The sequence below is a fragment of the Kosakonia sp. R1.Fl genome (genome assembly GCF_023516815.1).
GTDB lineage: Bacteria > Pseudomonadota > Gammaproteobacteria > Enterobacterales > Enterobacteriaceae > Kosakonia.
This window is the reverse complement of record NZ_JAMGSQ010000001.1, coordinates 2565122-2579460: the sequence shown is the minus strand read 5'-3', so window position 1 is coordinate 2579460 and position 14339 is coordinate 2565122. Positions and strand designations below refer to the sequence as shown.

At 53.2% G+C, this 14339-nt stretch carries 15 protein-coding genes and 1 pseudogene; all 16 read right to left on the bottom strand.

The genetic code is table 11. The features are described from left to right. Positions 1-25 precede the first annotated feature (25 nt). The 16 genes and pseudogenes from M8Q36_RS12075 to M8Q36_RS12000 all read right to left on the bottom strand — a co-directional run bounded on the left by M8Q36_RS12075 (position 26) and on the right by M8Q36_RS12000 (position 14337). The gene (locus tag M8Q36_RS12075) at positions 26-1261 is read right to left on the bottom strand and encodes a tail fiber domain-containing protein (RefSeq protein WP_249881053.1); all 1236 of its coding nucleotides are present in this window, start codon (positions 1259-1261) and stop codon (positions 26-28) included. A gap of 45 nt (positions 1262-1306) precedes the next feature. Beyond that, positions 1307-2260, bottom strand: coding sequence for a DUF6453 family protein (locus M8Q36_RS12070; protein WP_249881052.1), 954 nt, complete (start codon positions 2258-2260; stop codon positions 1307-1309). Beyond that, positions 2260-4971: a phage tail tip fiber protein gene (locus tag M8Q36_RS12065; RefSeq protein ID WP_249881051.1), complete on the bottom strand. Its 2712-nt coding sequence runs from the start codon at positions 4969-4971 to the stop codon at positions 2260-2262. The genes M8Q36_RS12070 and M8Q36_RS12065 overlap by 1 nt, the downstream gene beginning before the upstream one ends. Further along, the gene (locus tag M8Q36_RS12060) at positions 4971-5369 is read right to left on the bottom strand and encodes a DUF6950 family protein (RefSeq protein WP_249881050.1); all 399 of its coding nucleotides are present in this window, start codon (positions 5367-5369) and stop codon (positions 4971-4973) included. The genes M8Q36_RS12065 and M8Q36_RS12060 overlap by 1 nt, the downstream gene beginning before the upstream one ends. 6 nt (positions 5370-5375) lie before the next feature. After that, the gene (locus M8Q36_RS12055; protein ID WP_249881049.1) at positions 5376-5960 is read right to left on the bottom strand and encodes a hypothetical protein; all 585 of its coding nucleotides are present in this window, start codon (positions 5958-5960) and stop codon (positions 5376-5378) included. Then, entirely contained in the window at positions 5960-6550 is a 591-nt protein-coding gene (locus tag M8Q36_RS12050) for a hypothetical protein (RefSeq protein WP_249881048.1), read from the bottom strand. The genes M8Q36_RS12055 and M8Q36_RS12050 overlap by 1 nt, the downstream gene beginning before the upstream one ends. A gap of 12 nt (positions 6551-6562) precedes the next feature. Next, positions 6563-9901 carry a phage tail tape measure protein gene (locus tag M8Q36_RS12045; protein ID WP_249881047.1) on the bottom strand — a complete coding sequence of 1113 codons (3339 nt, stop codon included), beginning with the start codon at positions 9899-9901 and terminating at the stop codon, positions 6563-6565. A gap of 59 nt (positions 9902-9960) precedes the next feature. Continuing rightward, positions 9961-10374, bottom strand: a complete 414-nt coding sequence (locus M8Q36_RS12040; protein WP_249881046.1) for a hypothetical protein — start codon at positions 10372-10374, stop codon at positions 9961-9963. A gap of 54 nt (positions 10375-10428) precedes the next feature. Next, entirely contained in the window at positions 10429-10707 is a 279-nt protein-coding gene (locus M8Q36_RS12035; protein WP_249881045.1) for a phage tail assembly protein T, read from the bottom strand. Between the two features lie 8 nt (positions 10708-10715). Then, positions 10716-11099, bottom strand: a complete 384-nt coding sequence (locus tag M8Q36_RS12030) for a phage tail assembly chaperone (RefSeq protein WP_283945954.1) — start codon at positions 11097-11099, stop codon at positions 10716-10718. Between the two features lie 32 nt (positions 11100-11131). Next, positions 11132-11551, bottom strand: a pseudogene (locus M8Q36_RS12025) (phage tail protein); the annotation flags it as partial. Between the two features lie 61 nt (positions 11552-11612). Beyond that, positions 11613-11960 carry a tail completion protein gp17 gene (gp17, locus tag M8Q36_RS12020; protein ID WP_249881044.1) on the bottom strand — a complete coding sequence of 116 codons (348 nt, stop codon included), beginning with the start codon at positions 11958-11960 and terminating at the stop codon, positions 11613-11615. Then, on the bottom strand, positions 11957-12403 hold the full coding sequence (locus M8Q36_RS12015) for an HK97-gp10 family putative phage morphogenesis protein (protein ID WP_249881043.1): 447 nt from the start codon (positions 12401-12403) through the stop codon (positions 11957-11959). Before M8Q36_RS12015 ends, gp17 begins: the two co-directional genes overlap by 4 nt. Beyond that, complete coding sequence (locus M8Q36_RS12010; protein ID WP_249881042.1) at positions 12400-12738, bottom strand: phage head closure protein; 339 nt, start codon at positions 12736-12738, stop codon at positions 12400-12402. Before M8Q36_RS12010 ends, M8Q36_RS12015 begins: the two co-directional genes overlap by 4 nt. 8 nt (positions 12739-12746) lie before the next feature. Further along, on the bottom strand, positions 12747-13079 hold the full coding sequence (locus M8Q36_RS12005; protein WP_249881041.1) for a head-tail connector protein: 333 nt from the start codon (positions 13077-13079) through the stop codon (positions 12747-12749). 46 nt (positions 13080-13125) lie between these two features. Continuing rightward, positions 13126-14337 carry a phage major capsid protein gene (locus M8Q36_RS12000; protein ID WP_249881040.1) on the bottom strand — a complete coding sequence of 404 codons (1212 nt, stop codon included), beginning with the start codon at positions 14335-14337 and terminating at the stop codon, positions 13126-13128. Positions 14338-14339: the final 2 nt, after the last annotated feature.

The window sequence follows — 14339 nt, the reverse complement described above, 5'->3', positions numbered from 1 at the left end:
ACAGTATATTTATTAATTGCAGGGATCAAGATCCTGACGGCAACTGTTTAACAACTCCCTCTAATTCTTCGATTTTTAATATCGCCACTTTCAGCGCCAGCAAGGCATCAAGCAGGAGGACATTGGTATCCAGTGCCAGCGTGCTGGTGTTGTCGAAGTAGTTCCGTACTTCTTTGACATACTCCTCATCGATTTCACGAACGTCCTGTGCAATGACGCCACGGCGGGCACGTTCTTCCTTATCATTGTTGTACACGAAAGAACACGGTTTGATTTTTTTTACGTTCTCATAGGACTGCAACCCGTCGTTATAGGTGATGTCGTGCTTCAGGGTGCGGTCAGATGTAGCCGCTTTTGTAAACGTATAAGAGCCGGGCTGGCTTCCTGAGCCGTTGCAAATAAGGTCACCGGAAGACATTGAAAAAATCCAGATACGAGCGCCGAAAGCGGAATCGTTAGCTGTCTGCATTAAAATCGATGCGGGCCAGGATGAATTTCCCGTACCAACAGCGCCAAAGCCTGTATTTAATTCATACCCAGAGCCGTTGTTATATTTGTATGAACTGCTGAATATTGCACTGGATCCAGATGAATCAATTATCAATGGTTGTTTGTACCCGGCACCGTTAAGTGCAACAAGATAACTACCGATAACACCAGCTGAACTGGCAAGACTTCCATTGATCGTCACAGTGCCAGATATAGTTCCACCTGATTTGCCGTTGACAGTTCCAAGCCGCGAATCATCACCGGCGGCGACCGTATTAGCCGTTGTGCCTACATTGAGAGCCGCCGCGTTCCCCAGTGAACTTTTATCAGCCTTGCCGTCCAGCGCTGTCTTATCGGCCTTGCTGGCTAAAGACGTTGCCAGGCTGTTCCATGTGGGGCCAGTAAAAGATGTGCCGTCGGGAATTTTTATCGTGGCAGTGCCACTGCCCGCAAAGATTTGCTGCCAGTTCTGTTTGTCGTAATTCAGGCCACGCAGCGCTTCAGCACTCTGCGCCACCAGCGCGGCGGTAACCAGGTTCATTGCGACGCGGGGCACGGCATACCAGGCGGCACCGGCCTGCGTTGGCCCGGTGTAATTGCTGACCAGCGTCAGGGCAGTTGTGCTGTCCACCGTTTTCACCGGCAGCGTGTAAGGGATACCACCTACCGTAACCACAATAAAATCGGCTGCAGCAAGCTCAGTGGTGAACGACGTGCCACTACCGGACACAGCGGCAGAATTATTCGTAAGGGTTAAGGTTCCTGCGGACATGTGAACTCCAGGCAATAAAAAACCCGGCGCGCTGGCCGGGTGCGGTTAATACATTGAGGGGATGCAGGGAATGCTGATAGTCGTCAGTCGCTGACCCACAACCGAATATCTGTCAGTCCATGTTGCGGTTGTGCGCCCGCGCCCGCACCTGACCGCGTTTCCTGAGCGTACAAGCCCCGCCCATTTCAGATAGTCCCAGCCTCCTGATGTTCTGCTGTCGTAACCGTACCGGCCAAGCATGATCATGCTGTCGCCGATATCCGTCCAGTTCCATGACGGCACAAACGAGGCGTTACGGTAAACAAACGGGCGCCGGGTGGTGGAAAAGACACAGGTACCGTTTTTGAAAATGTTGAAGCCTGTTCCCGGCGTGGGGATCATGCCACTGGCAAAAATTGCTATCTGAAGGGTTACCGTGGCTGCCACATCATCTCCGTTTCGCTCCTGGTATGCGGTGACGTTAGCCCCGTCGAATTCGACGGTAACGCCGTCAGCGCTCCACTTCGCGAACACAAGATACTGATCGCGGGAAACGCCTGTATCAGGAGTGGCCCAGCTTCCTGTAAACGTTACGGTTCCGCGCCATACACAGGAGCCCACCATCGTTGCATCCGTTATTGACAGAAAATCGGTGCTGTCCTGAATCAACAGCCCCTGCCCCTGCGATGCCGGAAGGATTTGCCACACAGCAGAATTGAACGATCTGGCCCGGTTCCAGTTGTCGCTCCACCAGGTGTTAAGGGTAATGACGTTGCCGGATACAGAATAACCGGACAGCATCCCTATGGTCGGGATCAGGTTTGTGCCACGGTACGTCATATAAACGGTGTTACGTGGCAACAGCACAACCTGACTACCGGCGACATAGTTGGGGAGCTGGTACTGATTAACGTCAAATTGTTCGGGGATAATCATGCTGAACGAAGGACAGCGCAGACCGGCTGTAATTTCCATGCGCGGCCCGCCATCATTCAGGTCGATAAGTAAACCTTCAGGCATCACCATTTCCCCACGCGAATCATGCCGCCACCGGTCAGGTTAACGGTAAGGCCATTGTCATCGAGCACAACGGTGTTATTCGTCCCGTTGAAGGAGAACTGACCGCTGGTCGCATAGACCCTGCCATGAAATTCTGCATCGCCGCCTTTACCGAGCCGCCAGCCGCTGACGCCTGCCACGTAGTTCGACGACTGGAGCGTATCCGTGATTTTGGCGAAATCAATGGATGCCTCCTGTATCAGCGCGCTCCTGATAAATACCTGGCCGTTGTAAACAAAGAACGCAGCCTGCCAGTTACCGGGATTATTCCCGTAATAAACACCGAACTGGTCAGCGGCGACAACGACCGTCGATTTGTAGGTGCTGCCGTCTGGCTCAATCGACATGCCAAACCCGGTGCTGTACTTCACGCCATTGCGGACAATGCCGAGGTTAGTGACGTAAGACGCTTTCGCTGTCCCGTCGATATTAACTTCAGCAGTCATTTTCTGATTAACGGCAGCAACAAGGCTTCCTGCCGGACCAATCTGCGCCTGAACATACGTTGACAGGTCTGCCAGTCCTTTTTCGTTATCGGCGACCGTCGTTTTCACAACCAGAATATCGGCTCGTACCTCACCATATTGCTGATACTGGTGCTCAACGGTGCCATGCACCGCCAGCGCATTCTGCATGGCGGCCTCAAGGTTGGTATCCACCCCGTTCTGGATAGTCTGGAACGCGCCAGAATTACGGATCCCATCATCGATGATTTCAATCAGGCTCCCGGTATCCATTGAGCATTCAGCAGCGACAGTCACAAACGCTGATGTGCCGAAGGCGTTTATGGTCCGGATGTACCAGTAATAGGTATGCCCGACTTTGAGATCGTGTTTCGTCCAGGTCGTGCCGATACCTTCCCGCGTGGCGCCATTTTCCACCGTTATATCGCTGGCGTTCGGCAGCGGTGTTTCTCCTGACGTCCAGAAATCAAACTGTGTGGAAACGTTTACCAGATCGGCCAGTCGCGGGATCAGTGTGATGGCAAAGAAGCCCTGTTCGATATCCACCCGCGACGGCGGCGGCGGCGCCTGAATATTAAATTCGAGGTATGCCTCCGGCGACTCCGCGCCCATCTGGTTAACGGCAATGACATGCGCGGTGTATGCATTTCTCGGCAGACCGGTCAGGCGGGTAAATGAACCGGGAACCTGCACAGACAGCACCGCCGTTCCGCCCTGGCGGATGATCACCTTGTTGTAGGCAAACTGCCCGACGTTCTGCCATGACAGCACACCCTGTACCACCTGCCCGATCTCCTCGACCGTATATTTCAGGTTTTGCGGCTGCGCCACGCCGCCGACGGGTAACTGAGTGAACGGCGGGCGCACGATGGGTTTACCAATGGCATCTCCCCACACGTCGGCGGTTTCCTGTTTGACCGTGAGTTGCACACCATTGCTGATGCCAAACTTCCAGTCTGTCACGCGCATTTCAACGCCGGTGATGCCAAGCGACGGGAGGCTGACTTTCACATACATGCCGGGACGATAGCGGTAGCCGCTCAGGTTTAGCGGGATATTCATCGTGCGGGAAATGCGTGTGCGCTTCAGCCGGATATCCGCCAGGCGCTGCGCCTGAAATTCGGAGGTCACAAAGCGAAGCGGCATATCCTGAGATATCTCAACCCCGTCCTCAGTCACCCATTCAGCAACCGATACCGACGGGAAATCAACTTCAGAATAGCCCTGCAGCGGATCAACGAAAGTACCTTTAACCGTGTTCACCCGGTCTGTCTGAGCCACCTCCGGCATGATTTCAATATCACCGGCGATCTGATCTTCCGTGATGGTTTCTGTCGCCGGGCCGTAATATGCCCCGACCAGAATGCCGTGTTTACCCGCCGTGTACGTGGGTTCTCCGGCGCAACATACCAGCATGGCTTCAAGGATACTGGCCTTGTTTTCGCTGAGGTCAAACTCACCATTGAGCATATAGCGGCGTTCTGAGGTACCGTCGCCGTTAGCGACAATCTCATCGCTGATGTTTGCCGCTTCCTGAAACTGATCCCAGTTGATATCGGTATCAGGCACTTTGAGATAGTTACGGTAATAGTCGAGAATGCACAGCGCGGCATTATTGCTGTAAGCCGTCTGCCCGGTGCGCGGGTCGTAAACCTTCCGCCCGAGTTTTTCGACCTTGATATTGGGGATACCTGCCGGGAACTTCTCGGCATTGAACTTCATGGAAATACGCAACCATGAAATGCCCTTACCGATCATGTCCGCTTTCCACGACGGGCAGTTAGCCAGCATAAACGGATCGGCGGTCTGCCGGTCGATATGTACCTCATGCGTGACGCTATCACCGAAGGTGCCAATATCATCATCGGAAAGATAGATCGCACCCGTTCCGGAAATGGGATGCCCGGCGAGCGTGATCGCCATGTGCAGCCACTCACCATCTGTCTGGGAGCCGGTCTGCTCTTCTGAAAAGAAAAGTGTACCGGCTGACATTGTGCGACCGTACACAACGGTTTTCGGGCTGGCGGCGGCACGCAGCACCTGCTTACGCTCTGAGGTATCGCGATACGCGTCAAGCGAGGGTTTCTTTGTCATCAGCTGGGTTGCCACCTGCGCGGCCACCGTAATGGCGATGCCAATGGCATAGTAGCCCTGAGCCGCTGCGGCACCTGCGGCAACGGTTGCGATGATAGGGATCGCAGCTGGCATTATCGTACCCTCCACACACTCAGGGGTTTCACCCGCAGGCTGACCAGCCCGGCACTGCCTGGTACCCACACTACACCGGAATAAACGACGCCGGCGCACCGTGTGCCGTTATTCTCCACGACGGCAATATCCCCGCGCTGCGCCAGTTTCACCGGCACTTCATCAAGGAATCTGGACAGCACCTTTTCCAGTGTTCCGCCGTTGCGCAGCAGCACTTTTTTCGCCCCTGTCGCCGTGTGGTAAGTGCCGCGCAGATCAGCTGCAAAATCCTCGCCGCACATCGCCCGGGCGCAGTCAGCCGAAAAAAGACAGCAGTCATTTTCTCCCCATGAAAAAGGCCGCTTTTCAGCGGCCTTCATCACGGCGATTAATCGGTTATGCCAGTCTGGATGCTTCATGCGTCCTCACGAATAAGTAAAGCCCGGAGCATCTTTCTTGCTGCCCCAGTAGATTGAACGCTCCGCCATCTGCGCCACGTAACGGAAAATACGGTCGCCCGGTTGTGTGGCCTGGTGGGATTCATCGGTGTAACGATCGGGAAACGGGCGCTGCCAGTCCTCAAAGATATTGCTGACGGTGTACTGCAGGGCGTTCGTTTCCCCGGCGGTGGCACCGGTACTTGATACCTTACCCTGAAAAATCATATCCGCCGCGCGCACCACGCCGCTGTCGTCCATGACGACGAGGTAGATATTCGCCTGCCTGCCAACACACCGCTCATTGAGCGTGGTGGCAAACAACGAAAGATCCAGTCCGGATAGCGTAAGCTTTAGCTGTGCGGGGCTGGTCGAATTGGTTTCACCCACATCATCAACCGCCCCCATTTTGCCCATGCCGTAATACACAAAACCGTTCAGGACAATCGTGCCGGTACCGGAATGTACATAGACGGTGCCCGATTCAAACTGGATATTCGCGGCGATCACCGCCGTCACCCGGTCGCGTGACAGCCAGTCCACCATCGCATCAGAAAACGGGGAATACAGCATTAAAACGCCTCCTCAAACTCAATGGTGTAACTGGTAAAGCCGCCGGGTATCCGGCTGCCTGCCCCCTGCTGATTGTCTTTCAGCTTGAAGATGCCGTAAGGGTTAGCCACTTCAATCACTGCGTTTGCCGGTGGCGAAATGCGGAGCATTGGCGCTATCGGGATAATTGCCGTCATATCCGCCGCGCTGGTCACATCTGCTGTAACCATTTTCAGTTCGTCATTAACAGTGATGTAATCCCCGGCCCGCAGCACAATCACGCCCGCCGTCCAGCCTTTGCTGTGTAACTCCGTGCCGGTCTGGTTTGCATCAGAAACGGTCGGGGTTCCCGCCGGCGTTCTTCCCGGCCTCCCCCAGTCACGGATTTTAACCCGGCCATACTCACCATCGAGGGACGCGATAAGCGCATCAATGCGCCGTGATTTCTCGTCGGTGAGATTGGTCAGCGTCAGGGAGCATACCCAGCGGGTACCGGGATAACGGACGGTCTGTGAAGCACCGTTGAAAGGGGATCGAAATGTTTTGGTGTTGCTCTCCGGGCGCCATGTCAGCGCTGCGGGACAGACATCAGCAGGCCATTCAACAGCCATAATCACTCCTTACTAAACGTTCAGCAAACGGCGCGCCTGCCCGCGGGTCTGGAAGTCCTGAAGGAGTTCCTGCCTTGCCTGTTTCGCGCCATCCTGTGCCCCCTGCCGTGCGGCTTCCTGCATGGCCTGTTTAAGCGCTGCGTCACCATTCCCGGAAATACTGAAATGCTGATGGATAATCGTGCTGCCACCGCCGGAGTTTGCCCCCTGAGCGCCAACCATTCTGACACCAAGGGAACCATCAGCAGATCGGGTGAGCGGCATGATGGCTTCCGGCCCGGCCTCGCCCATCAGTCCGGCGCCCTTTGCAAAGGCAAAATAGGTCGGGGTATTTACCACGCTGTTGCTGTACGCGCTCAGGCTTTCGGAAGCATAGACGCCGCCTTTCGCATTTGGCCGGAAAGATGGCACGGCAAAAGACTGGCCAGCACCGGCTGAAGAACCGGAACTGCCGCCACCAAATAAACTGCCGAACATTCCGCCAATCGACGAGAAGAGACCGCCGGAACTGGATGCGGATTTCAGGCTATCCACCAGCATGGCGTTAATCAGTATTTTTTGCATCGAGCGGAGCACAGAATTAGCCCAGTCATCCCAGCTGCTTTTGTTGCCAGATAGCGCATCGGAAATGCTGCCAACCAGCCCATCCATTGAGGAACTGACGAGGTTTGCCGTCTGAGATGCGTAATCAGAAGCCTCATCTGCCCAGTTCGAAAAACCTTCCCTCATCCCTGCGCCCCAGTCAGCGCGCTGTGCATCAGAGGCTTCATAGTAGGCCTGCTGATCACGAAGGCGCTGATCGAGATACTCTTTGTTCAGCGCGATCCCTTTTTCATAAAATTCCTGGCTGATTTCTTTCGCCTGATACTGCCGCAGCAGATCGGTGTTCTTATCCCCGAACTCTTGACGGATGCTGTACTCTTCCTGCATCCTCTCACGCAGGCGGGTTCCCTGCCCGTACCCTGCAAGTTGAGCCTGATTTGCGGCAAGCGCTGTTGCATTGGCATCGGCCAGTGAATTCTCGTATGCAATAAGCTGCTGTTTAATTTTGGTCTGATCAATCAGGGCGGCATTCTGCAGAAGCGTCTGTTTTTGCGCATCGCTCAGCGTGGACAGTTCCCCCTGGCTGACCTGATATTTCACCTTAGCCAGTTCGGTATTCTGCCCTTCTAATGCGATTTGCTCCTTCTGCTGCTTGATCAGCCTGTCATAGGTATCAACGGCCTTTTCTTCATCTGTTTTCGGCCCTTTAGGTTTCTTCTTGTTAGCCTCGTTATTACGCCACTCTTCCAGACCATTATTGATAAACTCTGCTCTGTTGGTCTGGAATTGAGGATCCGCAGTGAGCCCCAGATCATCAGCTGTGTATCCAAGCCGGGTTCGTTCTTTTTCCTCGCCTTTAAGGCGCGAGAGAGCAAGCTCACGGCGGCTTTTTTCAAGCGCATCTATCTGCTTTTGCGTGGCTGTAGCTTGAGGAACCCGCAGCGGTGTGACAGTCATTCCCTGTCTGGCCATCAGCAACTGGTTTCCCAGACCAAGAAGGCGATTAAATTCAGTATGCTGACCGTTCATTACAAGCATCGACTGATAAAGCGCATTTTGTCGCCCGGCCTGCTCACGAATTAAATCGTTATGCCGCCTTTCGTTCTCCTCCAGCGATTGTTGAATTAATTTTGCTCTTTCCTGAAGCTGATTTAACCTTTCTTGTTCAACAGCTAAATCCCCTGTGGCAATGGCAACAGCCCTAATAATGTCTTCCCTGTTTCTATTATTCAGTGATGGATCGGACTGTGATTTGTTGAGTTGATCTATTTGCCTTTTAAGTTCATCTATTTTTTTGCTCTGCTCGTCAATCAGTCTGTTCTGTTCAGCGAGTGCATCGACACTTTTTTTCCGATTATCTTCAGTATCCGTCAAAGACATCTTGGACGTCTTTTCTCTGATGATATCGATCTGACTGGCATATTCTTGTGCAGAACGACGAGCTTCCTCCTGATTCTGGTACATCGTGTACCAGGCACCAGCGCCAAGCATCAATGCACCGGGTATTCCACCAACCAGCGACAATAGCAGGCGAGCACCACCGCCTAATGTGCCTACGACACTCGTGGCACGGTTCAGCGCCTGATGAGACGCAGCTACTGCCATATTGGATTGCGTAGCTTTAGCATTTGCCGCAATCATCTCGCTACGCTTTTTAATCAGATTGTCGGTTGCCAGTGCTTCCGCATTCGAACCTTTCGCCACATTAGCCTCGGCGAGAGCGAGGTTATAGGCTGATTTTGCAGCTTCGGCATCTGCCACTGCTTTACGCTGAGCCTGAACAGCAGCGTAGTTCTGTGCGTCAGCCAGAGCGATGGCACCTCCTCTGGCCTCTATCAATTTAGCGGTCGCTGTAGTAGCTCCAGTGATCATGTTGCCGAACATGCGGCTACCACCAACAGCTGCCAGAACACCAGCCACAGCAGCTATCTCTCCGATATTATCCGCAAGACTGTCCAGACCACCAGCAAGGGCGGATGAGGCGCCAAGAGCATTATTAGCGCCGCCGACCCATGCCATAAAGGCATTTTCAACCTTCTGCGCGGAACCGCTTATGCTGGCAGGTAAGGTATCAAACTCCTTACGCAATTGATCGACATTGGTCAGTAATGGGATGATCTTGTCAGTAGTCAACTGACCATTGTTCGCCATGTTACGCAGACCACCGATTGTGGTCCCCAAGCCAGACGCCAGCAGTTTAGCCAGACGACCGCCATTTTCCATGATGGCGTTAAATTCTTCGCCGCGCAGTACTCCGGAGCCGAGCGCCTGGCTAAGTTGGGTGATCACCGAGCTGGCCTCTTCAGTGCTGGCACCGGACAGTTTCAGGGAAGTGGCGACCGTTTCGGTCACTTTTGCCACATCAGAAGATGCGTATCCGGCATCGCGCAGGGCCGAAGCGATACGGGAATACAGATTCGCGTTTGCCTCAAAGGATGTACCGGTGCGCTGGCTGATATCCATCAGAGCTCGCTGTGACTCTGTGAAGTCATCTGTGCCGGTAGATGCCAGACGCAGTCGCCCAGATAACTGATTCCAGGTGTCGGCATAATGAATAAGTTGACCAGTGGCAAAGGCACCTGCAAAAGCACCTGCAAGACCGGTTGCGGTCGCCTTTACAGATGCCAACTCACCATTTAGGGCGGCTATGGCTCTTTGTGATTCTCGCGTGGCCGCAGTTGCCTTTCTTCCACCACCTTCCATCGTTTTGTAATAGTCAGCCCCCATGCGCTGCGCGCGGGAAATTTCAGACTGAAACGAGCTGGAATTGGCTGAGATTTTAATGATGAGTTCGCGTAGTGTTGCCATATTTCACCCAATAAAAAACCCGCCAAAAAGTTTAGCGGGTTTATTGTGTTTAATTGAATTTAAAAAGCCGTTGGGGAAAATCGATAATCACCGTTGGCGCCATATCCAATTCTGTACATTAAAGTTTTACCAGCAACAACATCGGCTGCAACTTCCACCATACCACCAGCGCACCATCCGTGTGGAGTTGCGCTTAGCACGTGACGTCCTGTGTTGGCGTAAAGTGTGACCTTCTCTCTGGTGTTTAAATCCGCGACGGGATTTCCATCAAAATACACGCTGGTAAGACATGCGCTACCCATAAAACCGGAGTCACGCTTAACTATTATTATTCCAGCACCTTCAGTTTTATTAGTTATATTTTTATTCCAAACTCTTTCTGGAGGAATATTAGATGCCTGTTCTGTTCCAACGGGTTGAGTAGAACACCCGGATAATAAAAAGAAAGACGACAATAAAATTGTGTATTTCATATAACGATCCCTCTGTCAGAAACAGCAGAATCCTATTATTTTTTTATCGGGATGTCACTTAGTGGCTTCTGTTAATGCGTCCTCAAGTCCAGCAAAAGGATCGTTATCTTCCCCTTTAGCATCTCCCCCCCACTGCAAAATAGCATCGCTTAGCGGGACTTTCGCACCCTGCGATCCGTATATAGCAGAAACAATCTGTGCCGTCTGAATATCGCCGCGGATATCGCCGACAGGGCTTTTCCTGTCGTACTCAATCCACATCATTAACTCACTGGCTGTCATGCTCTGCCTGAGTTCTGAAAGCGTGCGCCCCATACGGAGCGCAAGCGACATCAGAAATTTTACGCCGGGGGTTGCGACTTTTCCTGCGCGTCTTCCGCTGACGTGATGAGATCAAGCGCCTGTTTAAGCAGACGGGAATGTACCGGTCCATAAATCTGGCGCACTTTCTCTTCATCATCTACAGAAAATACCGGCTGTTTATCTTCATCACAGAGAACATCAAGGAAAAGCGCGACGTCAGCTTTGAGATTACGATGAGCACGCTCTGAAACAGAAAGTTCCTCATCCTCATTGCCAGTCTTTGCGATCTCCTGCCAGCGCAACCATGCTTCGCCGGAAGGTTCTCGCAGTACCACTTTCGCGCCACTCCACTCCGGTACTTCGACAGTTTTATGGCGAAAACCTGACAGCTTAGCCAGAGCAAGCTCTTTAATAGATGACATGATAATCCTTACGAACCAGGTTCGATATTTTCAGGCTTGCCTTTCAGGCGAAGGGAGAATGTGGCCGCAACCACGCCGTTAGTACCGGATGACCACGTGTGCTGTCGAATTTCAGCCAGGAAAGTGAAACCTTTACCGGACGGGAAAATAACCTGAAAGGCATACGTCGTGTCATTGTCATATGCATCACGCAGTGCGTCCTGCGCCGGGTTTTTATAGAAGTTGCCGGAGAGAGAAATCTCCGACTGTGCGGGCAGGCCGTTGATATTTTCCTGCTCGGTTGAGCACAAGGTGGTCACGTCGATATCCTGCTTCTGACCACCGGTAAACTGAATTTCTTTGATCGTGCAGCTGAGGTCAAGAAAGACGGCGGTACCCATCGTTTCTTTCGTTGCCGGCAGCGAAGAAATCAGGATCTTCGTTAACTGCGATTTTTCGTAAAGTGAGGACATAGCTGTCTCCGGGCATAAAAAAACCGCCTTCCGGCGGTCATGGATTTAAGGGATTGGTGGGTTACTGAAGAACATGGACTTCAAGCGTTGCCCGGTGCAGGCCGGTATCTTGCTCGTAGCCGCCTGTTTTGCTCATCTGCGTGAATCCCAGCGGCATCAGCGCGGCAATAACCTGCTCACGCAGCGCTCTTGACTCATCAACGGTACGGGAATACACATCGACCTGAAGCGCGCTGTTCTCTTCAGCCGGGCCGCAAAAGGTATCGCCATAAACCTGATCCACCAGCGTGAAAGTGATCCACGGTGGTGAAATGGATGGCGCGCCCTGTGGGTTAAGTGGCGCAACGTAGGGGTAAACCTGCCCACCCGCCAGCGCACCAATGAGAGAATAAACATCAGCCTCGGTCATTTTGACAGCGCCTCATCAATCGCCTGATTCGCACGCGCAAAAGCGGCATTTGCCGCATCTTCCTGCCTGGCATCATAGGCCGGGCGAATAAACGGAACGGGCGCCATATACGACGTGCCAAGCTCCACAAACTTCCAGTAGAAGGCATTACGCGAATTGCTGGCTTTCATTGAATTATCACTGTTGCCGGTGCGCGGATTCGTACCGCGAACATGCACACCGGATGTGATGTTGCCATTGCGGTCACGCTGCGTGATCACCACGATGTTTTTCTTTAGCTTCCCGGTGCGCACCGGGGCACGCTTAACTGCTTCATCTTTAAAAATGGTGGCCGCTGCGCGCGTGGCATCGCGCATCACCTTGCGGTTTTCCGCTTTGCTGAGAGCGGCGAGATCGTCCGATAAATCAAGTAAGCCGGAAAAATCCAGTTTCGTATCGATCACGGTTTCACCCCCTGCTTACACAGAATTTCCAGTTGAGAGCCTTTTGAATCAGCAATAGGCGGCGCGGCAACATCGAGGATTTGACCTTTATAGGGGCCGGTCAGCACCTTCAGTTTTGAGGCAGCGGTGATATCGGTGCGGAACCGAACCCATACGCGGATCGTTGCTTCCGCCATTTCAGCACCCGCTGAGATTTGCTCTCGCCCCGTTACGCCTTTAATTTCTGCATAAATTTCGCTGCCATCATGCCAGACAATCTCTGGCTGGCCGGACGGGGTTTTGATGGTAGTGAAATTAAGAATACGCACACGCTGATTAAGTCTTCCCGCCTGCATGGCACCTCCTACAGACCATAAATCCGGTGCGGCTGTAACAAAGCCTCCACCGCCAGTGGAATTTCGGAAGTGATATTGCCGATATTTACCGCTTCACGGTTGGCGTACCAGTGTCCAATCAGGAGCAGCATCACTGTGCGGATATCGTCATCGAGCAGGAGACGATCGGCATCATCAGCGAAGCCCGGATCATCACTGGTTTTGTAGAGCTTGCGCCGTGTCCAGGTTTCAACGTAACGAGCCGCCGCGCCGGTGTAGATTTCAAGCAGGTTGTCATCACCAGTAAAATCATCATCGATTCGGCAATGCCCGCGCACCACGGACAATTCAAGGAATTCCATAGACTCATCGCCTTAAAGAAAGGCGGCCAGCAGGCCGCCGAATACCTTAGCTGCCGGAAGCGGCAGAAATAGAACCGTAGATGAACGATTCCGGGCGTTTCACCGCCAGTGCCAGACGTTCTTCACAACGAATCGAGATCATGTTTTTCTCGAAGTCGTCGGCGTTCTCGGTGGAAATCACCACGTTGGCATCTTCACGATCGAAGATCTGCGCGCCGGCATTAAATGCCCCTGTCAGGAATTTACCGATAAACTGCTGCGCTTCGGTCGCCACGACCGGAAGCCCCCACAGCGTCGGTCCGGTCAGTGCTGCCGGGTTAGCCAGGATATAGCGGCCCAGGCTGTCTTTGGTCAGTTCAATCTTCGCCCAGTCAATAAAGTGAAGGACATGGCCGGAAGCCGGGAAACGGGCAAGCTGCGCCTGCAGCATGGCAAGACGAAGAATATCAATCCCGTTCTGATGCTCAACCTGAAACGCCGGATCAAACGCTGATGCCTGCGGGACGATGCCATGCAGGTGAGCGCCGCTGCCGTCGCCGAAAAGGATTTCCTGCTCTTCGGCATATTTCAGGCCGTAACGCATTTCGGCATCAATGGTCGACTGCAACTGCGCGAAATCGTCCAGGATCTGTTTGGAGGCTTTGAACATATGCGCGATGGTAGTCACCGGCGTGATTTTGGTGGCGAATTCAATATCGCTGTACGGTTTGGCCGTATTCTCCGGAACAACCTTCGCCTTGTTGGTGAAACCCGTCTGTTGCACCCAGAAAATGGCCGGTGAGGTGGTACGCCCCGGTGCAATCAGATCGCGAATGAAAAGACGCTGTTTCGGCGCGGTATCAATCCCCGGCAGTCGCTGCGGCTCGACAACGCGATCCGGCAGGTCAGGGGAAGTGATCGCGGCCTTCACCGGAACGCTGACACGTTTGCCACCTTCCGCGCTGGCGGCAAAGGCTTTTAACGCCTCGGAAGAAATCACCTGTTTACCGACGGTTTCAATAACGGTTTTTGCATTTGCCAGCGGCATCTGCGCAACCTGCTGCTCCAGCTCACCCAGTGCGGCTTTCAGGGTTTTCTCAGCCTCTTTAAGGGCGTTAAATTCAGAAGCCATCTTATCGACGGTTTCTTTGGTTTCAGCAGACAACTGCCCGTTTTTCTTTGCTTCGGTCAGTGCTTCTTCTGCTTTGGCGTTGAATTTGCCGGTGGCCTCTTCAATGCTGGTAGTAACTTTTTTCAGAATTTCATTTACTTCAGACATAG

Bases quoted from the DNA above. Each gene is read 5' to 3' on its own strand.
- M8Q36_RS12075 (WP_249881053.1), bottom strand. From the start codon at position 1,261: ATGTCCGCAGGAACCTTAACCCTTACGAATAATTCTGCCGCTGTGTCC.
- M8Q36_RS12070 (WP_249881052.1), bottom strand. From the start codon at position 2,260: ATGCCTGAAGGTTTACTTATCGACCTGAATGATGGCGGGCCGCGCATG.
- M8Q36_RS12065 (WP_249881051.1), bottom strand. From the start codon at position 4,971: ATGCCAGCTGCGATCCCTATCATCGCAACCGTTGCCGCAGGTGCCGCA.
- M8Q36_RS12060 (WP_249881050.1), bottom strand. From the start codon at position 5,369: ATGAAGCATCCAGACTGGCATAACCGATTAATCGCCGTGATGAAGGCC.
- M8Q36_RS12055 (WP_249881049.1), bottom strand. From the start codon at position 5,960: ATGCTGTATTCCCCGTTTTCTGATGCGATGGTGGACTGGCTGTCACGC.
- M8Q36_RS12050 (WP_249881048.1), bottom strand. From the start codon at position 6,550: ATGGCTGTTGAATGGCCTGCTGATGTCTGTCCCGCAGCGCTGACATGG.
- M8Q36_RS12045 (WP_249881047.1), bottom strand. From the start codon at position 9,901: ATGGCAACACTACGCGAACTCATCATTAAAATCTCAGCCAATTCCAGC.
- M8Q36_RS12040 (WP_249881046.1), bottom strand. From the start codon at position 10,374: ATGAAATACACAATTTTATTGTCGTCTTTCTTTTTATTATCCGGGTGT.
- M8Q36_RS12035 (WP_249881045.1), bottom strand. From the start codon at position 10,707: ATGTCGCTTGCGCTCCGTATGGGGCGCACGCTTTCAGAACTCAGGCAG.
- M8Q36_RS12030 (WP_283945954.1), bottom strand. From the start codon at position 11,099: ATGTCATCTATTAAAGAGCTTGCTCTGGCTAAGCTGTCAGGTTTTCGC.
- gp17 (WP_249881044.1), bottom strand. From the start codon at position 11,960: ATGACCGAGGCTGATGTTTATTCTCTCATTGGTGCGCTGGCGGGTGGG.
- M8Q36_RS12010 (WP_249881042.1), bottom strand. From the start codon at position 12,738: ATGCAGGCGGGAAGACTTAATCAGCGTGTGCGTATTCTTAATTTCACT.
- M8Q36_RS12005 (WP_249881041.1), bottom strand. From the start codon at position 13,079: ATGGAATTCCTTGAATTGTCCGTGGTGCGCGGGCATTGCCGAATCGAT.
- M8Q36_RS12000 (WP_249881040.1), bottom strand. From the start codon at position 14,337: ATGTCTGAAGTAAATGAAATTCTGAAAAAAGTTACTACCAGCATTGAA.